This window comes from Rhodospirillaceae bacterium (genome assembly GCA_002728255.1).
GTDB lineage: Bacteria > Pseudomonadota > Alphaproteobacteria > UBA7887 > UBA7887.
Map to the genome: position 1 here is coordinate 1 of PBWV01000043.1, position 19,388 is coordinate 19,388.

Sequence of the window (19,388 nt, forward strand, 5' to 3'; positions counted from 1 at the left end):
AGCAGGGCGCTATACGCCCCAAGCTTCTGTGTTGCGTTTTTCATATCAGGCTGTGTGATATGGTATGGGAGTTTGTAGATGAACAATGACCTTACGCGATTGTCTGAAATGCCCCACGTTTTAGTTGTGGATGATGATCGTAGACTCAGGTCCTTGCTAAAAGATTATTTGAGTGAAAACGGATTCTTGGTGTCAGCCGCCGAGAGTGCAGGTGACGCTCGAGTAAAAATGGAATATTTTGATTTTGATATACTTGTCGTGGATGTAATGATGGAAGGCGAGACGGGAATAGAATTTATGCAAACTCTTCGATCGTGTGATGATATACCGATCCTTCTTTTGACTGCAATGGGGGAGTCCGAGGATAGAATACGTGGTTTAGCGAGCGGTGCCGACGATTACTTGGCTAAACCATTTGAGCCACAAGAGTTAGTGCTACGTCTTCAGGCCATCCTAAGGCGATCGAGTGCCTCTAAAGGTTTGTTCTCCGGAAAAATTATTTTTGGTGACTTTGTTTTTGACGATAAGCAGGGTGAGTTGCGTAAACGAGACGAGCTTATAAGTTTAACATCAGGGGAGCTCGGTCTTTTGAGAGTATTCACAAAAAATGTTGGGGTAGTGGTATCTCGGGAGACTTTAGCCTCCCGTGCCGGAATAGAGGCGCGAACAGTGGATGTGCAAATAGCGAGGCTGCGGCGCAAGATAGAACAAAACCCTCGTCTTCCGCAGTTTTTAAGCACTGTCAGGGGGGAGGGATATGTCCTTCGAGAGGGGTAGAATGAGGTGACTATCCAGAACCAACGAAAACGGATAATGCCAACTTCCCTATTCGGAAGGTCGCTGCTCATTGTAGTACTGCCGCTACTTTTGTTGCAGACGGTTTCCATGTTTATTTTTTATAATAGCCATTGGGAGGATGTGGGCCGGCGATTGGCTCTCGGACTTGGCGGTGAGATAGCCATGTTGGCTGAGGCGATAGCAAGGTATCCAGATGGCGCACAACGCGATTGGATATTATATAGAGCCCAGGCCGACTTATCTATGAGGGTTCGTGTTCTTGAGAGTGATCAAATGCCCGAAGGGAAGGGAAACTATTTTGGCGCTTTGGATAAAACGCTACGACGGGTATTGCCCGAACAAATTTCGGGGCCATTTAGCTTTGATACCTCTAAGGGGGATACCGTCACGATTTGGGTTCAGTTAAAAGAGAACGTGTTGGAAGTTCGTGTTCCCAGAAAGCGGTTATTTAGTTCTACAACATATGTTTTCTTGGCGTGGATGGTGGGAACTTCATTAATTCTTTTGACTATCGCGGTGTATTTCCTGCGACGCCAAATTCGTCCTATCCGCCGTTTGGCACAGGCGGCAGATAGTTTCGGTAAGGCTATGCAAGTTATTTCGTTTAAGCCTGAAGGTGCTAGGGAGGTGCGCCAGGCGGCGAACGCCTTTTTGCTAATGCGTGAACGAATCCGACGTCAAATTACCCAGCGTACCGAGATGCTGGCGGGGGTAAGCCATGACCTTCGAACGCCTTTGACACGGATGAAGCTTCAACTGGCGATGCTACCGGAAAGTGACTATTCCGCGGGGTTACGTAACGATGTGTTGGAGATGGAGAAAATGGTGGATGGTTATCTGGCCTTTGCACGAGGGGAGGGGAGCGAAGTGGTGGTGCCAGTTTATATAGACACCATGCTGAATGATGTTGTGGAGGAGGCTCGCCGTGGGGGAGCTGATGTGACCTTCAATGAGTTTTCTGGCGTCCAACTTATGGGTCGGCCCAACGCGTTAAAGCGAGCGGTAACTAACCTAATTGATAACGCAGTTCGATACAGCTACGAGGTCACCTTGGTAGCCCGAAAGAAGGCAGAAGCGCTTGAAATCACCGTAGATGACAATGGGCCTGGTATCCCCGAAAGTCAGAGAGATTCCGTATTCAAACCGTTTTTTCGCATGGATCAGTCCCGGAATGCAGAAACGGGGGGTGTGGGTTTGGGGCTTACAATAGCGCGCGATGTCGTTCGTAATCATGGCGGCGATTTGGTGCTGTCGGAGTCGCCTCGGGGTGGGGTAAGTGCGTTAATTCGCCTGCCTCTCTAGTTTTGTGGCCTTCCTATTTTAGCGGGATTGAGCTAGAAGGTATTGGTTCACAGTTAGCTTACTTTGTGCTGCCGCAGACACGTGCCAAGAAACGATCAGCTTCAATGAGTTTTTCATTGAGCTCTGCCATGGTTGGCCCGAGGTCGTCGCTATCGTCGGAGAACCAACGGCGGAGAACCAGCAAGTAAATAGCAGTTAAGCCGTGTGCTTGCCATGGCACTCTGGCAGTGCCTCTCCGTATTTGTGCGTAATCAAGCATGGTGGCCATAGATTTATTCAGACCAACGCAAAGTTTGAAACCTTGGATAGGTTGTTTTATGCCATAACTTGCCACAGAAGCTAGCCCAGGCTTCCATGGTTCAATGACGTCGATGCGCTCCATTAGCACTTCAAATAACCTTTCTTTAGGCGCACCCTCCGACCAATTTGGGGTTTGCCTGTCTGCAATCTGTAGGTCCGTGCGGGTTCGGAAGGCCTCCAAAATATTCCACTCAGAGGGGAAAATAGCTTTCACCTCCTGTTCCGGGAGGTCGGTTTCCCTCCCAATCTTCTGAAGGGTGACGTTGGCCCAGCCAACCTCGCCGGCCAGTGAGAGGGCGGTATCTATGATAAGGGTTTGTAGATTGCCATCTGTTTGGCGGTCTTTTCTCTTCTGATTATTCATTCAAATGTTCCTGTCCACCAAAACTGAATCGCACTTGCTAACCTGCCAACTCCCTGCTGCGGGTTACTGCTTTATTGACGGCCTGTAAAAACAGTTCTGAAAGCCGATCATTCGACATCAATACTGTCAGGGCGGCTTCTGTAGTTCCCCCAGGGCTTGTTACGTTCTGGCGTAATATACTGGGGGAAAGTGCGCTTTCTTCCGCGAGAGCTGCAGCGCCTGCTACTGTGGTGACCGCCAATTCGTTTGCTAAATCTTGATCTAAGCCCGCTTTAAGCCCAGCTTCCGCTAACACCTCTATCAATAGGAAGACATAGGCTGGTCCACTTCCGGAGACAGCTGTTACCGGATCCATCAATTCCTCATTATTAACCCAACGAACTTTTCCCACCGCACTCACAAGCGCTTGGCAGAGAGTTTTCTGTTTACTGTTTACATGATCATTGGAACAAAGAACTGTCATACCTTTCCCGATAGACGCTGGAGTATTTGGCATAGCACGAACTATGGGTGAGTTAGCTCCTAAGATTCCTTCAAAATAATCAAGCGTCTTGCCAGCAGCAATTGAGAGTATCAAAGAGCCCTGCTGAGCCAGATCTCTGTAAAGGGGTACAACGGCATCCATTGCCTGTGGTTTGATAGCAAATACCACGATAGGTTGGCCAACCCCAGTGTTGATTGCTTCTAAGGTCTCAAACGTTTGTAGAGAATACGTTTCTCTAAAATGTTTGGCACGAGCTATGTCTGGCTCAATCAGCACAAGGTCACTGGATTGAATAATTTTTCGCGTTAGCCAGGCGTCTACGAGGGCTCCACCCATCTTTCCTGCTCCGACGAGTAGGATGCGACTATTGTCTCCGGTTTGTCTGGCCATTTAATCTTCCTTAGGGCTTGGGTCGCCTTTGACAGCCGTCCTTTGTTTTTGCTGTTTTGGTCTCTTTTTTGTAGCTCTGTCTGCTAGTTGCCCTCTTAGCTGAGCCTTGAGCTCCTCAAGTTGTGTTGCCAGCGCTTCATTTTCTTTGCGAGCCCTGATCGCCATGGCTTGAACCGCCTCAAATTCATCCCGTTTCACTAAATCCATACGGACTAATATCTTTTCCAGTTTTTCATGCAGCCTGGCCTCTGCCTCATCTTTAAGAGTGGAAAAAGATGAGAATGCTCCACCCGCGATCTTTGCCAAGTCATCCAACAAACGATTTTCACTTTGCATTTCCTTCGCTCCTGAAAGGTGTCAGTGTGTTTAAGCCATTCCATGCTACTATCTGAGGCAATAGCTTGCTAGGACAAACAAGCAGCTCTATAACCCGATGAATGATTATAGTTACCGGTGGCGCAGGATTCATAGGTTCTAATGTAATAGCAGGTCTCAATGAGCGAGGCAGGCAAGACATTATTTTGTGCGATTCACTAGGGTCCGATGATAAGTGGCGTAATTTGAACGGCAAAAGTATTATAGATGTTCTCTCTCCGGGAGATTTATCGTCTTTGATGCGAAGTGGGTCGTTAGGTAGCTATGAGGGGAAAATAGAGGCAGTCTTTCATTTGGGTGCTAATTCGTCCACGGTTGAGACTGATATCGATGCTCTTTTGACAGAGAACTTTCGCTACAGTTGTGATCTATGGAGGACATGTGCGTCGAAAGGTATTCGCCTGATTTACGCTTCTTCTGCTGCTACTTATGGCAATGGAAGTGCTGGATTTACGGATGGGCTAGACGAAGAACTGTTGGCCACTTTAAGGCCGCTGAATGCCTACGGGTGGACTAAACACTTGTTTGATCAAAATGTGGCCCGCTGGGTTCAAGACCCGGGTACCCGGCCTCCACAGTATGCGGGCCTAAAGTTTTTTAATGTTTACGGGCCAAATGAATATCATAAAGGCTTTATGAAGAGTGTTGTGTGTGAAAAATACACGATGGCACACCGAGACGAGCCTATTACATTATTTAAGTCGTACAATGAAGGGTACACAGATGGAGGCCAGCTTCGTGACTTTATTTATGTTAAAGATTGTGTCGATGTTATGCTCTGGCTGTTTGATACACCAACCGTAAACGGGCTTTTTAATGTGGGGACAGGCCAGGCGCGAAGTTTTGCCGAGTTAGCGGGGGCCTTGTTCAGCGCATTAGGTAAGGAGCCAAAAATAAAATATATCGACATGCCTGAGGGTGTTCGCGAACATTATCAGTACTTTACACAGGCAGATATTACCAGTTTGCGATTAGCAGGTTTTGGGGCACCGTTTACTACTTTGGAAGACGGTATAGCAGACTATGTGCAGAGGTTTTTGCTGCAGCAAGACCCCTATAGATAAGGCTGGGTGTGATATTCACATAGGCTGTGGCCCTGGCCTGCTGTGGTAGAGTTGTTAAAAATAGGTGACAGGATTCCCTATGAGTTCAAATGAGCATAGTAAATAGGAATGACGTTCCCAGAAATAGATCCAGTTGCATTTGAATTAGGCCCGTTCGTAGTTCGTTGGTATGCGCTTGCTTACGTGGCGGGAGTTTTGGCCGGATGGCAACATGCGGCCTACTTAAGTAGAAGTGGCCGTGTTGTCATTCCGCTGAAGGCTATTGATGATCTGTTTTTGTGGGCATTGTTGGGGATAATATTAGGAGGNCGCCTTGGTTATGTGGTTTTCTATCAGGGTGTTTATTACCTGGATGAACCTCTAAAAATATTTGCTGTGTGGGAAGGGGGAATGTCTTTCCATGGAGCCTTGATTGGGGTCGGCATTGCCGTCGCCATGGTAGCCCGCAGTAACAACATTAAAGTAGCGGCTTTGGCAGACTCTATAGCGCCAATGGCTCCTCTTGGTTTGATGCTTGGGAGATTGGCAAATTTTATTAATGGTGAACTGTATGGTCGAGTTTCTGAGGTTTACTGGAGTTTGCCCTTCTCTCGCGGTGGAGATGTAAACCGTCACCCTAGTCAGTTGTACGAGGCATTTCTCGAGGGGTTTTTGCTTCTCGTAATTATGCTTTGGTTCACTTATGTGGGAAATACTCACAAGAAAGTGGGCTGCTTAACTGGAATTTTTCTGATTGGATACGGATGCGCTAGAATTTTTTCTGAGTGTTTTCGGGAGCCAGATCAACAAATTGGTCTGTTTTTGGGAGTGGCAACACTAGGCCAAATTTTATCTATTCCCATAATAGTGTTAGGAGTGGTTTTTGTTCAAAATTCCAAGGTGAGAGATGGTCGTGCATAGTGTCCGTAATCTTTCTGACTATATCGCGGCACTTATTCGGACCGGTGGACCACTGACGGTTGCTCGTTATATGAGTGAGGCTCTTAATCATCCAAAATGGGGATACTACGCTAGGAGGAATCCCCTGGGAAGTTCTGGTGATTTTATTACTGCGCCGGAAATTAGTCAGATGTTTGGGGAACTTGTTACGGCATGGTTAATAGACTGTTGGGTGAAGATGGGCCGGCCTGATCCAGCGATTGTGGTTGAATTGGGGCCAGGGAGAGGAACTTTTATTTCCGATTTGTGGCGCGTTGCACGGATGGTTCCNAGCTTTTCAAGAGCAATTAAGCTTTGTTTGGTAGAAACAAGCCCTGTGCTTCGGGAGCAACAACGACAAAAGTTGGAATTAATAGGGTGTTCTGGTGAAGTGACATGGGTCGAGAGTTTCGAGGAAGTGCCCGAGATGCCCATGCTGTTAATCGCCAACGAATTTTTCGACGCTTTGCCTGTCCATCAATATGTTCGGTTTCGCGGTAAGTGGAGAGAGCGGTTGGTGGACATAGATCCCAAATCAGACCATAGTTTTCGTTATATTCTTAACTTGCAAACTACATCGATTCCCTCGATGGGGGATGATGAGCGTTGTTTTCTTGATGCATTGGAGGTATGTCCGATCGGAGTGTTATTAGCTAGTAGAATTGGGGAGAGATTGAGCCGCTTCCCTGGTGCGGCCCTGATCATAGATTATGCGTCTGCTCATCCCGGCCTCAGCTTTCAGGCAGTCAGAGCCCATTCGTCAGTCAATCCACTCATTAGCCCCGGAGACTCCGATTTGTCGTGCGCTGTTGATTTTAAGGTGTTGGGCCAGGCGGCCGGTGTTGCCGGAGCGAAGGTTTATGGGCCGGTTCCACAAGGAAGCTTTTTAAGGTCATTAGGTATAGAGCAGCGCGCTGCAACGCTAATTAAGGAAGCAAACCCGAAAACGGCCTGTGCGGTATCACAAAGCAAGAATCGACTGATAGAACCTGAGTTTATGGGCCAATCATTTAATTCCCTGGCTATCAGTTCTCCAGATATCCGAATGGTTGAAGGATTTGATGTTAAATGATCATTTCTAGCCAATTATTGAGTGATCATGCGCATGGCTTTTTTACTCGCAATGGTGGTGTTTCAGAAGGTATTTACAGCTCACTCAATTGTGGATTGGGCAGTGGCGACAATCACGAACTGGTTGCTGAGAACCGCAAGCGGGCCATGGGGAGACTGGGACTCCAAAGCCTAAAATTGATAACCTGCTCCCAGGTGCATGGCGCTGGGGTACTCACTATCGCGAATAATGGGGTNTTGGGTAATCCAGAAAAATCAGATGCGTTAGTGTCTGGCCAAGTTGGCGTAGCAGTAGGAGTATTAACGGCAGATTGTGCGCCTGTTTTAATGGCCGACCACAACTCTGGTGTTGTTGGGGCCGTCCATGCTGGGTGGAAAGGTGCTTTGACAGGGGTCTTGGAGGCTGCTGTTAGCTCAATGGAGCGACTAGGCAGCCATATAAGCGATATAAGAGCGGTGATTGGCCCCTGTATTAGCCAAAGTTCCTATGAAGTTGGCCCAGAGTTTAGGGCGCGATTTGAGGCTTCTGGATGTAACGCAGATCTTTTCTTCAAAAGGTCATCAAATAAAAACCATTATATGTTTGATTTAGAGGGTTATATCGTAGTCCGTATGGAGGGTCTTGGCATTGGCCAAATAGAACGGAGTGGTCTAGACACATACGAAGATGTTGATAATTTTTTTAGTTACCGGCGGAGCCAACATCTTCTGGAAGGTGGTTATGGACGGAGCCTTTCATTAATTTCAGTTCATTCCTGATATGCCTTATATGGTTTTCTTCTGTGTNGCTTGTGTTGCTGGAGGCCTAGTGAGTTGTGTTCTTTTATAGGGTGTCTAATAAAGTCATATTCCTGTCTCTAATAGTATGCATGTCGTCCTGTCAGCCTGTCCCTCGGCCCTTTCAACCACTAGATAAAGCCCTATATTCGGACAGGTCTGCAATAGACCGAAACTTTAGCCTATCTCTTAGGCAGATAGAGGGCGCANGGGTTGATGTGGAGCAGCGGATTATTGCCCGATTAGGAGAGGAGCTTGCTAAGTTAAATATTCTTGCAAGCCATTCGAGCTCAAGTACTGGAAATTTTTTGCTGTACGGAAAATTGGTTATATCGGACAATAATGGCGGCCATATTTATTGGAGAATTCTTGATCCATCCGGAGATGTTGTGGCCATGTTTGAGCAAAAGGGTTATTCTCGCTGGGAAAATATAGATTGGCTTGCTGGTAACGCAGCGTTACGCATTCAATCCTTATTACGGGATCAACCAAAAAAACCCGCTGAAGTAGTTGTGTTTGTTCCTCCGGTTGATGGTGCTCCAGGCGACGGGAGGACTTCGCTGACCAATGCTGTCAGAAGTTCATTAGTTGCCTTAAATATAACTGTGGCGACGGAGCTCAAAACGGATTCTCTGAGCCTCCTGGGTAGTGTTGTTGCTACTAAGCGCGATGATAGCCAGCTGGTGGAGATACATTGGTCGCTTGTAAGTAATGACGGGCAGGAGATTGCCATGGTAACCCAAAGTAATTTGGTCCCGGCGGGTGTTCTTGATGGTGCCTGGGGCGAGCTTGCAGAGATTATAGCAAAAGCAGCGTCGGAGAGCTTGGCTTTATTGATTAGGGATCACAGGAGAAATGTAGAAGAAAGCCCATGATATTTTCTATTTCCATTGTTTACTTAAAGCCNTTAAATGGGCGAGTGTTTCTCGCCGTGAAGCTTTGAAGTTGGTGTCGACCCACCAAGTNTCTGCCTGGGTAACCATTTGCCCCACTAAAGGGCCTTCTGGGATGCCCAAGGCTAGCACATCTGCCCCAGATATGGGGCACCGCGGCGGCACCCAAGTATGGGCCATTTTGACTAAACTAATCCAATTTGAGGGCATCCTTTCAGGAAAGTTGGCGCTGGTGGTTAATAAGTTATCAAGGAACAATTGTTTCCCATTCTTATACAATATTTTGTATAAATCATGCTCTTTCGANGCCGTAGGAAATAGGTTTGAGGTTGAATTAATTCGTTTTAACCTCGTTTCAGTTGTTTTGGAGAGTTTCAACCTGCGGGCAAATTTACGCAGATCCTTATTTCCTTGGAAGAAAATGAATAGTCTCCTTATGGGGTCGTGATCCCCACATTCTTTTTCGTATTCGATTAGGTTCTTCAAGGCCGCTAATTTAGCATCGGAGGGTGCTGATCCAAACAGGTGATCAATGACCTTACAGTCTCGGCACTGGGTAAGGGAAGGGATTGGATCGCGGCTTGCCAATAATTTTAATAGTTCTGAGTATATTCGCTCTCCCGATAATTTTTGTAGGTGTGGGGCAAATTTTCTGCAGGCCGCCAATGTAGTATTATCGCTTTCAACATTGTTGAAAACAGCCTTAAACCGAAAATATCTGAGAATTCTGAGCAAGTCTTCTGAGATCCTTTTCTCAGGATCTCCGATAAATCGAATTTTATTATTTTTTAGGTCGTCAATCCCTCCCATAGGGTCGAACAAGTTTCCGCGCGGATCGCAATAAATTGAGTTGATCGTAAAGTCTCGCCGTTGCGCATCAAGTTCCCAACTATCAGTGTATTTAACTACAGCATGTCGCCCGTCGGTTTGAGTGTCCGCTCTTAGAGTGGTGATCTCAAACACTTCACCATCAACCACGGCTGTGATTGTGCCATGTTCGATGCCTGTTGGGATTTGTGTGAGTCCAGAATNTTTGAGTAGCCTCTGGANATCTTGCGGCCTGATTGGTGTGGCTATGTCTATATTTTCGGGCTCCACTTTGCCTACTAAAGTATCTCGAACGCATCCCCCAACAAATCGGGCCTCATCTCCCATGCGGGTAAGAGCCTCGATTACCTCCGACGTGGATTTCTTAGTCATCCATTTTTGAATGGGCAGAGGTGGTACGTCATTTTTGACCATGCTCATCNGTCTATTCTACCCTTCACTACTTCGCCATTCTCAAGGTGGGATGGTATATAATTGCCTCCAATTTCCTCCCCGGTAAACAACCCAATCACTATCATTCCAAAAATTAGGATGGTTAGGCTGGAAAGTATTATAGGGAGCCATGGTGCATCGGTTAGTTGATTAACTTGCGTGCCGCGCTTCCGGGCACGTTTGTGGGCGTATAATAACCACACTAGATAAATCAGAATCGGAAGCGCTAGGGGTAGAATTTTTGTCAAAAGTAGTTTCATAGGTTACTCTGTAGCAGGTTTCGAAGGTTTACTAACATTCTTGCAGTTGCCCCCCAAATATGTCTTTCTGGATAGTCGAAAATATAAAATTTTCTGGCTTTCCCATTGGGGAGCTTTACGCATTCGGTTCGATATCGGTTGTTATCCAGTAACAAGGGAAGAGGAACNTCAAAGATTTCGGAAACTTCGTCTAGNGCAAGTTTCAGAGCCAAGGGTTCCTTGACCAGGCCAACAATGGGTGTGACCTTATAACCAGTGCCGGTTAAGCATGTTTCAAGCTGACCCAAGATGTTCACTCTTTCCGGCAGAAGTCCAATCTCTTCGTGAGACTCTCTGAGTGCGGTAGCTATTGCGTCCTGGTCATTTATTTCTGCACGCCCACCCGGGAAACTTACTTGGCCTGGGTGATTTTTTAAGTTTTGGCTACGCTGAGTGAACAATATAGACAAGCCTTTTGGGCGATCGATAATAGGAATTAGCACTGAGGCGTCGATTAAATCCTTCTCGGCGGAGTTGAGAATGTCGTTATNTTGCTTTTCGTTTTTGTAGTGCCTTGAGGAGCGGGAGACAGGGAAATCGAAACATTTTAACAAGCGGTCACGCATGATTTAGCTCATGATCGTTATCTATTTGTCCTAGAATAAATTTTTGATTCGCGCTTCTTACAAAGCACTCGCCACTATTCCAGTCCTGTTCGGACCAGAGAACTAGATCATAAAATACAGGTCGTGCTATCAATCCCGTCAACCCATGGCTTAATTTAACATATGGGGAAGGTTCTCCCGTTTCTGGATTTGTTTTCACATATATGGGATGTTCAATGCCGACGGTTAGCTCTTCGCCAATATTTGTCTGGAGCCGCAGAATTTGTCTAGGGCCGGTTCCAATCCGATTTGCGTTGACGATCACAAATGGTGCATCTGCGACCGAGACGGCCACTCGCTCTACGGGGGTCACCAGCCAAAAACTTCCATCCTTCTCTCGNACTAAGATCGAGGCAAATAATTTTACCAGAGATTTGCGGTGAACTGGGGAACCGCGATAGAGCCATGTTCCATCGCGGTTGATGAAAAAGGGGGCATCAACATCACCCTCGTTGCTCTTTATCTTCTCTGTCATTAGAGTAGAAGTTGTCATGATAATAAAACCCAATCGCAGGTATAGGTAGCACTTCCACGATAAAATCAACTACTAAAGCCACCAGTCTCCGCTGTCGCCAGGACGCCAGCTCGATCTTCGTATAACGATAGTAAACGAAAAACTGGGGAAGGAACAGAATGTCTAATATGCCCCCTGAAACCGAATTGTCTGAGCAGGCCGCAGTCGCGGAAATAGAGTTAGCTGCCGATAAAATGTCGCGAGTGCGTGGTCATGTCGGAAAGTTAATCTTTGGCCAACAGGATGTATTGGATCAGGCTCTCATATCTCTGATGTCGGGTGGCAACGTTTTGTTAGTAGGGGTCCCGGGTCTTGCGAAGACAAGATTAACTGAAATTTTGGGAATTGTGCTTGGTTTGTCGGAGCAGAGGGTCCAGTTCACTCCCGACCTGATGCCAGCCGATATTCTTGGGTCGGAGGTTCTGGAGGAGAGCGATACAGGGCAACGTAGTTTTAGGTTTATCAAAGGCCCAGTTTTTAGCCAGCTTTTGATGGCTGATGAGATTAATCGTGCTAGCCCGAGAACTCAATCAGCCTTACTGCAGGCCATGCAGGAGCAGGAGGTAACTGTTGCGGGGAAGACCCACCTGCTGCCGAAACCATTTCATGTTATCGCTACTCAGAACCCAATTGAACAAGAGGGAACATATCCCCTCCCAGAAGCTCAGTTGGATCGGTTTATTATGCAGGTCAATATCGATTACCCCGACTTAGGTGATGAGAAAACCATGTTGTTGGAAACCACCGCTGCTGATAGTAAAGAGGCAGAGCCTGCCATGACCTCAGNTGACCTTCAGAAAATCCAAAGATTGGTCCGCTCAATTCCCGTGGGTGATAACGTAGTCAACTCGATTCTGCGACTAGTCCGCTCGGGACGTCCTAGTATCAGTGAGATACCATTGGTGGTTGAGAATGTTTCATGGGGTCCCGGCCCAAGGGCAGGCCAGTCCCTCATGTTGGNTACCCGTGCCCGGGCTCTTCTCGATGGTCGTTTTTCGCCGTCCATGGATGATATTTTAGCACTTGCTGCTCCAGTTCTTAGGCACAGGATGCATGTGAGCTTTGCCGCGCGAGCAGAGGGTATTGGGTTAGACCAAGTGATTGAGGAAATGTGTTCAGGGCTTATCTAAAAAACAGTATTGATAGATTAGAACGTGAGATTAGAGGGCTGTGGTTGAAATAAGTCAAAGATTACAGCAGAAGTCGGAGGCGCTCGCTCGGAAATTCCCACCCCTCTTGGTTGCGGCTTATCGGGTTGCTGATTCTGTGATGATGGGTCTTCATGGACGCAGGAGGCCAGGCAGTGGAGAGACTTTTTGGCAATTTCGACGCTATGAACCGAGTGATTCTGCTAGTCTGATCGATTGGCGCCAGTCCGCTAAGTCAGACCCTATCTATGTTAGGGAGCAGGAGTGGGAAACTTCGCAAAGTATTTGGATATGGTGCGATCACTCTAAGTCAATGGAATTTAACTCAAGTCCTGATATAGAGACAAAACGGGATAGGGCGAGATTGCTTGCGCTGTCTTTTGCTGTTCTGCTTTTGAGAGGTGGCGAGAGAGTGGGATTGTTGGGGGCNGATGCCATGATGCTGAAGGGCCTAGGTGCCCTTCCAAGGATGGTTCAAATGTTGGTATCAGGTCTTGTTAATGATGAGCGGGTGAGCCTTCCCGAACTAAGGGTTCTGCCTCGAGGCTCGCAGGTGGTTTTCATCAGTGATTTTATTGAACCCATAGAGCGTTTGGAGGATCGAATTAAATGGTACTCGAGCCGAGGGCAGCGGGGCTTGTTACTGCAAGTGTTGGATCCAGCAGAAGTCAGTTTGCCATATAAAGGGAGAGCTAGGTTCACGGGTCTAGAAGGAGAAGATGACACAGTGGTTGGGCATGTAGAGAATGTTCGGGGGGATTACGAAATGCGTGTTTCGCGTCATGTCGAAAATTTAAGGGGTTTGGCCCATCGGTTTGGTTGGTCATTCATTCCACATGGGTCGGATAGCCCCCCTGAGAGAGCATTATCAGAGTTGTATCTGTCGTTATCCCAAGAGGTCGAATAAAAACATGCTATTAAGGGGTTGTCCATGATATCGGCCGCCGGAGTGTTTACGTTTACGGCGCCATGGGCCCTTATGGGTTTCCTAGTCATTCCAGCTATATGGTGGTTGGTTCGGGTTTATCCCCCAGTGCCATCAAAAATAACCTTTCCGGCAATACGATTTCTTGTTGGTCTGGGAGGTGATGAAGCGAGCCCAAGCACGGCGCCCTGGTGGTTGTTACTATTGCGTTGCTTTATAGGCGTTTTTATTGTCCTTTCCGTGGCGGGCCCTATTGTAAACAACTCCGCTCGGTTAGACGGAACTGGTCCCCTGCTTTTGATAATCGATGATACGTGGGCTGCCGCGGAAAGTTGGGAGCTTCGTAAGCAGANAATGGTTGAGTTAATCGATACAGCGGGAAGAGAGGAACGATCAATTTTCTTGGCTTTTACTGCCCCCATCCTTTCTGCAACAGGGGACCTGGAGTTTAATATAAGCCAGGGTTTGTCGCCAACCGAAGCATTGCAAGATCTTGAGTTAGCTGTTCCTAAGCCTTGGAAGGCTGATCGCACACAACTGGTGGAGGCATTGGGAGAGCCCGAGATGAGGGCTGTTATTGGAGAAAACGCGGCCGTTAATTGGATAAGCGATGGTTTGTATATAGGTTCGCCGGGGAGTTTGAAAGATTTTGCAAATGATTTGAGGCGTTTCGGCAGTCTTACCATTTACAGTGAGGATCCTTCTGATAGAGCTCCATTGTTATTGAAACCTTTGTTGGTAGGGGATGATTTGATTGTTAGAGTGTTGAGGCCTGATGTCACTGGTACAAGGGAAATTTGGGTGCGAGCCTCGGCAGAAGAGGGACAACTCCTGGGCCGAGTGCTCTTAGCCTTTAATCCGGGTGAACGAGTGGGGACCGGCGTTCTGGCCTTGCCTGAAGAGATTAGAAAAGAAATCTTCTGCTTGGAGATAGAGGGCAGAGCTTCGGCAGGATCTATTGTGTTGTTGGATGAGCGTTGGAAACGTCGTTCTGTTGGAATATTTTCCGGCGGTGATTTCGAGAGCCGTCAACCACTTCTATCTGACCTATATTTTGTCGAGCGCGCTCTCAATCCATACAATGAAGTTCACTCGGGGGATTTTGATGTGCTGATGGAAGGTGACCTATCGGTGTTGGTGCTTACTGATACAGGGAGGTTGCCGGAGCCAAGGCGTTCAGAAGTCGAAAGCTGGGTAGAGGGTGGCGGAATTTTGATCCGTTTCGCTGGTCCAAGGTTGGCGGCCGCGGAGAATGTATTAGCTCCGGTAACTCTTCGCGGGGGTGCTGAGGCTCGGTCCATGGGCGGGGCAATGTCTTGGGAACAGCCAATGGGTTTGGGATCCCTGTCGGAGAATTCACCATTTGCTCAACTTGAAATCTCCGATGATATCGCAGTGAAACGGCAGGTGTTGGCTGAGCCATCCAGTGAAGTNATTGATAGAACATGGGCCAGACTAGCTGATGGNACACCCTTGGTCACGGGCGTACAGCGCGGCCTAGGCTGGATTGTTTTATTCCATGTTACGGCCAATACGGAATGGTCGAACTTACCACTTTCTGGACTATTTGTTGATATGCTTCAGGGGGTAGTCAAATTGGGTAAGGGCACTAACGCGACTGGCATCCCTGTCATGTTGTCGCCGCTAAAGCTAGTCGATGGCTTTGGTTCGGTAAGGGATACGGACTTGGGCATTGCACCTCTTCCTGTGGCGGCCGATGGTGGGGTCACGAGCATACCTGGTCCCAGCCACCCTCCAGGATTATATGGCGGTAGTTCCTACCGGCATGCCCTTAACTTAGGAGATTATTTTGAAGAATATCGTCCCATAGATCCCTTGTCAGGTAAGAGCCGAGAAACCCTTCTGGGAGGTAGTGGCCAGACCAAGNTGCGCCATTGGCTTCTAACAGTTGCGATGCTTCTTTTCCTAATAGACACGTTGTATGCATGGAGGTTAAGAAGTTTTCCTGGTCTACTGAGGCGGCAAGGTGGGGGAATTGCATTCGGTTTTTTGATTTCTTTTTCGGTTTTGTTGTTTCCTACGCCATCAATTAGCCAAGTGCTGGATCTAACCCCTATCCNGTCAGAGGTCACTTATGTGCAAAGCGACGAGTTTATCGTCGAGTCCACTCGTGACGTCCGCTTGGCTTACGTCCTGACAGACGANCCGGAAATAGATGTTGTCAGTCGTGCCGGCCTAATTGGCCTAAGTTGGACCCTTAGGCAACGAACAGCAATTGAGCNTTCGTTGCCTGTTGGGATCCGCTTGGATGACAGCAGCATATTGCTCTATCCCCTTGTATACTGGCCAGTGACTGGTAAAGAACTATTGCTTACAAACAAGGCATTGGAAAACCTAGATAATTATTTGAAGGTCGGGGGAATGGTGCTGTTAGATACCAGAGATCATGGTAATGGGGCCGTCGCGGTTGGGTCAGCTTCTGGTGTGAGCTTGTTTAGTCAACTGCTTAAGAGTCTAAATCCCCCAGCGCTAGTACCAATCCCGGATGGGCATGCCCTGCGTCAAGCGTTTTATCTAATTAGCAGCTTTCCGGGAAGGTGGGAAGGGGATGATGTATGGGTTGAGAGTTATGAGGGTGACGTAAACGATGGGGTCTCTTCCTTAATAATTGGTGGACACGATTGGGCGAGGGCATGGGCGTTGTCCCCCAGNGGGAATCCTTTATTTCCACTTGTTCCTGGCGGCGAGCCGCAGAGAGAAATGGCATTCCGTTTTGGGGTTAACTTGGTGATGTACGCATTAACAGGAAATTATAAGGCTGATCAAGTCCATATACCGTCCATATTGGGACGCTTGCAACGCGATGGCACGGGTCGGTAAGGGTAGGATGCACCGGGTATGTTGAGTTTAGAAATTAATCCAGTTCTACAGTGGTGGGGATTGAGTGGCATTGGTTTTTTGGTATTACTAGTCCTAGCATACGGGATAATTGTAAGGGCGCCCAGTACTTGGCCAAGAGTGATATTTCTAACAATTGGTTTTGTTGCGTTGTTAAATCCTACTGTAATACGGCAAGAGCGGGCGTATCTTCCTGACGTGGTTGCTGTCTTGGTGGATGAATCCCTAAGCCAAAGTGCAACTGGGAGATTGAACCAAGTTAGAGATGTATCCGAGGAATTGCAGCAGTTGCTCCTGGAAGAGGACGATCTCGATCTTCGCCTGAGCATTATTGGTGATCCGGACCGACAAGATGGAACCTTTTTTGTAGAGGCTCTTTCAAAAATGTTTTCAGATGTCCCCCCTGACAGGGTTGCCGGGGCATTTATTATTACTGATGGACAGCTCCATGATGATCCAAGTGACTTCATACACATTGACTATCCACTGAATTTTTTGTTGGTCGGTGATCCAGAAAAAAATGATCGGCATTTAGTTATAGAAGAGGCCCCGAGCTACGCGATCGTTGGGGAGGAGGCTATAATCCGGGTTCGTGTAGCGGGAGATTCACAGGCAGGTGCGATCGTGCCTGTAAGGCTTAGCATAAATGGACAGGTCGTGAGTGAGAGTAACGCTTCATCGGATACTCCCATTGAACTTCCAATAATTTTTGATAAGGAGGGAGTCAGTGCAGTTGAACTTCAAATCGACGAAGGAGAACAGGAGCTGACTCTTGAGAATAATCGCCTATTATTAGCAATTAACGCGGTTCGTAGTCGGTTAAGTGTTATGCTTGTTTCAGGNGCGCCGGGTCCCGGCCTGCGGAGTGTGCGTAATCTACTTAAGGCGGATCCGGCCGTTGATTTGGTGCATTTCACGGTTCTGCGGCCACCCAATAAACAGGATCTAACTCCGGTAGATGAATTGTCTCTCATACCTTTTCCAAGTGATGAGTTGTTTTCCGTTCGCTTGCGCGAATTTGATTTAATAATCTTTGACAGGTACCATAGACGTGGAATTTTTCCCGCGTCTTATCTAAATAATATCGCTGATTATGTAGTTGATGGAGGGGCCATCTTGGACATTGCGGGCCCTTCTTTTGTGACCCCGCTTAGCTTGGCGGCATCTCCTCTAGGCAAAATTTTGCCGGCTCGCCCGACAGGAGACGTCTTCGAGCAAGCTTTCGCCCCGACTGTTTCGGAACGGGGTAATCGCCACCCTGTGACGAGCGATTTAAGGAGGCTGGGGGAGACAACTGCGAACTCTACTTGGGGCAGGTGGTTTCGTTTGTTTGATTCAGAGGTTGATCGTGGGGAAGTCTTGCTGACTGGTGTTGGTGATAGACCTCTTTTAGTGTTGGATCGTGTTGGCGAGGGGCGAGTGGCTCAACTTCTTTCAGACCAGTCATGGCTTTGGGCTAGGGGTTACGAGGGCGGTGGCCCTCAACAGGTGCTAATGCGTCGGCTGGTACACTGGCTGATGAAGCAACCAGATTTGGAGGAAAACTCCCTAATGGTAGACGTAGAAAATAAAAAATTAAAGCTTGTTAGGCGGAGTTTGGATGGTGGCACAGGCCCTGTCACAATGATAGGGCCAGATGGAGTGAGTCAAGAAATCTCTCTTGCTGCCGATAAACCAGGCCTAGATACTGCCATAAGAGAAGTTTCTGAAGCAGGGATCTACAGGCTTGAGCAAGAGGATTACCAAGCAATAGCTATTGTCGGTGAAACTAAGCTTCGAGAGTTAGCAGATGTTAGGGCTACACAAGGTTTAGTTGAGCCATTGGCTACTGCGAGCGGGGGGTCCATCACATGGTTGGAAGCGGTTGGTTTGCCATCTTTAACTCGAGTTGCGAGGTCACAAATTTATGACTTGGAGGATTCTGTCGGGCTAATTAGAAACGATCAGTTTGAAGTTACGGGCTTAAACAAGGTGGCTGTGCTTCCCGGCTTTGCTTTACTATGCATATTGCTAATGAGTGCGATTTGGTCTTGGCGTCAGGAAGGACAAAAGGTGGGAGGTTGATCAGGCAATAGCTCTTGAATCCAATATGCTGGATGCTTGTATCACCTCTGCGACCGCCTGTTCGGAATTTGGTCCCATTAAGTGGGCTCCACCTACTCCATTTATCTCTGATAGTTGTCCAAGTATTTCTGCGCAGATCTTTTTTCCTTCGGCTCTCTGATCCTCAGAACTATCAATACGCTTAATTATATTTTCTGGAATTTCAACTCCATAGAGATTTTCATTCATCCAGATAGCAGATTTAGCCGAGGGAATTGGGCCAATTCCGATCAAGAATTTGGCTTGTTCTAAAAATCCTTCTGACCTTAAGCGTTGGATATATTTTTTCACCAAATCGATATCGAAACAGAATTGAGTTTGAAAGAATGAGGCTCCTGCCATTATCTTGGCGCGGACTGCCTCGGGAGACCAACCGTCGGCAGGGTCTCTTGGCGCATCAGCCGCTCCTATGAGAAATTTGGGGGTCGTGCCTGTTATGGGTCGACCATTGGCTAAGGTGCTCTTATCCCTCATATTGTGGGCTAGTTCCATTAGGCTACAGCTATCGAGGTCCATAACCATTTTAGCATTGGGTTGGTCGCCGGTGGATACATGGTCGCCAGTAAGACAGAGAATGTTTTGGACGCCTAGGGCACCAGCACCTAACAGGTCATTTTGTAACGCGAGCCTGTTTCGGTCTCGCACTGTCATCTGAAGTATAGGCTCCAAGCCAGCTTGTATCAGAAAGTTAGCTGTTACGAGGCTCGCCATATGTGATTTTGCGCCTGCGCCATCAGTAATGTTAATAGCGTCCGCATATCCAGCAAGTGGGGCAATTTTTTCTAGTACAAGGTCCCCTTCGATGCTCACGGGCGGACTCGTCTCAGCCGTGACTACGAAGGTTTCAGCTTTAAGAAGTTCTTCCAAAGTTTTTTTAGCGGGCGCGGTTGTGGTAGTTTGAGTGATAGATCCCATGAATCACCTGACGTTACCCTTAAT

19 protein-coding genes are annotated in these 19,388 nt (G+C 47.7%); 11 read left to right on the forward strand and 8 right to left on the reverse strand.

Annotation, left to right across the window (positions count from 1 at the left end):
- The first annotated feature begins 78 nt into the window (after positions 1–78).
- Together CMM32_10490 and CMM32_10495 are read left to right on the forward strand one after the other, a co-directional pair.
- Positions 79–777 carry a DNA-binding response regulator gene (locus CMM32_10490; protein ID MBT07320.1) on the forward strand — a complete coding sequence of 233 codons (699 nt, stop codon included), beginning with the start codon at positions 79–81 and terminating at the stop codon, positions 775–777.
- A 36-nt stretch (positions 778–813) separates the two neighbouring features.
- Positions 814–2,100: a two-component sensor histidine kinase gene (locus tag CMM32_10495; GenBank protein ID MBT07321.1), complete on the forward strand. Its 1,287-nt coding sequence runs from the start codon at positions 814–816 to the stop codon at positions 2,098–2,100.
- 58 nt (positions 2,101–2,158) lie between these two features.
- On the opposite strand, the gene CMM32_10500 is transcribed toward CMM32_10495, so the two are convergent.
- Genes CMM32_10500 through CMM32_10510 form a run of 3 tightly spaced genes read right to left on the reverse strand, consistent with a single transcriptional unit; the run spans position 2,159 to position 3,974 of the window.
- Entirely contained in the window at positions 2,159–2,764 is a 606-nt protein-coding gene (locus tag CMM32_10500) for a hypothetical protein (protein MBT07322.1), read from the reverse strand.
- A 37-nt stretch (positions 2,765–2,801) separates the two neighbouring features.
- Positions 2,802–3,638 carry a pyrroline-5-carboxylate reductase gene (locus CMM32_10505; GenBank protein ID MBT07323.1) on the reverse strand — a complete coding sequence of 279 codons (837 nt, stop codon included), beginning with the start codon at positions 3,636–3,638 and terminating at the stop codon, positions 2,802–2,804.
- Entirely contained in the window at positions 3,639–3,974 is a 336-nt protein-coding gene (locus CMM32_10510) for a hypothetical protein (protein MBT07324.1), read from the reverse strand. It lies immediately after the preceding gene.
- Between the two features lie 101 nt (positions 3,975–4,075).
- Between CMM32_10510 and rfaD the strand changes: the two genes are divergently transcribed.
- The 5 genes from rfaD to CMM32_10535 all read left to right on the forward strand — a co-directional run bounded on the left by rfaD (position 4,076) and on the right by CMM32_10535 (position 8,718).
- Positions 4,076–5,077, forward strand: a complete 1,002-nt coding sequence (rfaD, locus tag CMM32_10515) for an ADP-glyceromanno-heptose 6-epimerase (protein MBT07325.1) — start codon at positions 4,076–4,078, stop codon at positions 5,075–5,077.
- A gap of 108 nt (positions 5,078–5,185) precedes the next feature.
- Positions 5,186–5,977: a prolipoprotein diacylglyceryl transferase gene (locus CMM32_10520; protein ID MBT07326.1), complete on the forward strand. Its 792-nt coding sequence runs from the start codon at positions 5,186–5,188 to the stop codon at positions 5,975–5,977.
- Entirely contained in the window at positions 5,964–7,067 is a 1,104-nt protein-coding gene (locus CMM32_10525) for a methyltransferase (protein MBT07327.1), read from the forward strand. The genes CMM32_10520 and CMM32_10525 overlap by 14 nt, the downstream gene beginning before the upstream one ends.
- Positions 7,064–7,825: a polyphenol oxidase gene (locus CMM32_10530; GenBank protein ID MBT07328.1), complete on the forward strand. Its 762-nt coding sequence runs from the start codon at positions 7,064–7,066 to the stop codon at positions 7,823–7,825. The genes CMM32_10525 and CMM32_10530 overlap by 4 nt, the downstream gene beginning before the upstream one ends.
- A 71-nt stretch (positions 7,826–7,896) precedes the next feature.
- Entirely contained in the window at positions 7,897–8,718 is an 822-nt protein-coding gene (locus CMM32_10535) for a hypothetical protein (GenBank protein ID MBT07329.1), read from the forward strand.
- A gap of 6 nt (positions 8,719–8,724) precedes the next feature.
- On the opposite strand, the gene CMM32_10540 is transcribed toward CMM32_10535, so the two are convergent.
- From CMM32_10540 to CMM32_10555, 4 genes are all read right to left on the reverse strand, one after another.
- The gene (locus tag CMM32_10540) at positions 8,725–9,984 is read right to left on the reverse strand and encodes a hypothetical protein (protein MBT07330.1); all 1,260 of its coding nucleotides are present in this window, start codon (positions 9,982–9,984) and stop codon (positions 8,725–8,727) included.
- Complete coding sequence (locus tag CMM32_10545; GenBank protein MBT07331.1) at positions 9,981–10,256, reverse strand: hypothetical protein; 276 nt, start codon at positions 10,254–10,256, stop codon at positions 9,981–9,983. The genes CMM32_10540 and CMM32_10545 overlap by 4 nt, the downstream gene beginning before the upstream one ends.
- Positions 10,253–10,861, reverse strand: coding sequence for a CoA pyrophosphatase (locus CMM32_10550; protein MBT07332.1), 609 nt, complete (start codon positions 10,859–10,861; stop codon positions 10,253–10,255). Before CMM32_10550 ends, CMM32_10545 begins: the two co-directional genes overlap by 4 nt.
- The gene (locus CMM32_10555; GenBank protein MBT07333.1) at positions 10,854–11,393 is read right to left on the reverse strand and encodes a proteophosphoglycan precursor; all 540 of its coding nucleotides are present in this window, start codon (positions 11,391–11,393) and stop codon (positions 10,854–10,856) included. The genes CMM32_10550 and CMM32_10555 overlap by 8 nt, the downstream gene beginning before the upstream one ends.
- A 140-nt stretch (positions 11,394–11,533) precedes the next feature.
- On the opposite strand from CMM32_10555, the gene CMM32_10560 reads away from it, so the two are divergent.
- From CMM32_10560 to CMM32_10575, 4 genes are all read left to right on the forward strand, one after another.
- Complete coding sequence (locus CMM32_10560; protein ID MBT07334.1) at positions 11,534–12,544, forward strand: AAA family ATPase; 1,011 nt, start codon at positions 11,534–11,536, stop codon at positions 12,542–12,544.
- Between the two features lie 40 nt (positions 12,545–12,584).
- Positions 12,585–13,469, forward strand: coding sequence for a DUF58 domain-containing protein (locus tag CMM32_10565; GenBank protein MBT07335.1), 885 nt, complete (start codon positions 12,585–12,587; stop codon positions 13,467–13,469).
- 24 nt (positions 13,470–13,493) lie between these two features.
- The gene (locus CMM32_10570) at positions 13,494–16,328 is read left to right on the forward strand and encodes a hypothetical protein (protein MBT07336.1); all 2,835 of its coding nucleotides are present in this window, start codon (positions 13,494–13,496) and stop codon (positions 16,326–16,328) included.
- 18 nt (positions 16,329–16,346) lie between these two features.
- Entirely contained in the window at positions 16,347–18,410 is a 2,064-nt protein-coding gene (locus CMM32_10575; GenBank protein MBT07337.1) for a hypothetical protein, read from the forward strand.
- Here CMM32_10575 and CMM32_10580 read toward each other — a convergent pair whose 3' ends face one another.
- The gene (locus CMM32_10580) at positions 18,411–19,364 is read right to left on the reverse strand and encodes a 5,10-methylenetetrahydrofolate reductase (GenBank protein MBT07338.1); all 954 of its coding nucleotides are present in this window, start codon (positions 19,362–19,364) and stop codon (positions 18,411–18,413) included.
- Positions 19,365–19,388: the final 24 nt, after the last annotated feature.

What these genes read in the sequence shown, in the direction of transcription:
- CMM32_10490 (MBT07320.1), top strand. Translation starts at nt 79, where the DNA reads ATGAACAATGACCTTACGCGATTGTCTGAAATGCCCCACGTTTTAGTT.
- CMM32_10495 (MBT07321.1), top strand. Translation starts at nt 814, where the DNA reads ATGCCAACTTCCCTATTCGGAAGGTCGCTGCTCATTGTAGTACTGCCG.
- CMM32_10500 (MBT07322.1), bottom strand. Translation starts at nt 2,764, where the DNA reads ATGAATAATCAGAAGAGAAAAGACCGCCAAACAGATGGCAATCTACAA.
- CMM32_10505 (MBT07323.1), bottom strand. Translation starts at nt 3,638, where the DNA reads ATGGCCAGACAAACCGGAGACAATAGTCGCATCCTACTCGTCGGAGCA.
- CMM32_10510 (MBT07324.1), bottom strand. Translation starts at nt 3,974, where the DNA reads ATGCAAAGTGAAAATCGTTTGTTGGATGACTTGGCAAAGATCGCGGGT.
- rfaD (MBT07325.1), top strand. Translation starts at nt 4,076, where the DNA reads ATGATTATAGTTACCGGTGGCGCAGGATTCATAGGTTCTAATGTAATA.
- CMM32_10580 (MBT07338.1), bottom strand. Translation starts at nt 19,364, where the DNA reads ATGGGATCTATCACTCAAACTACCACAACCGCGCCCGCTAAAAAAACT.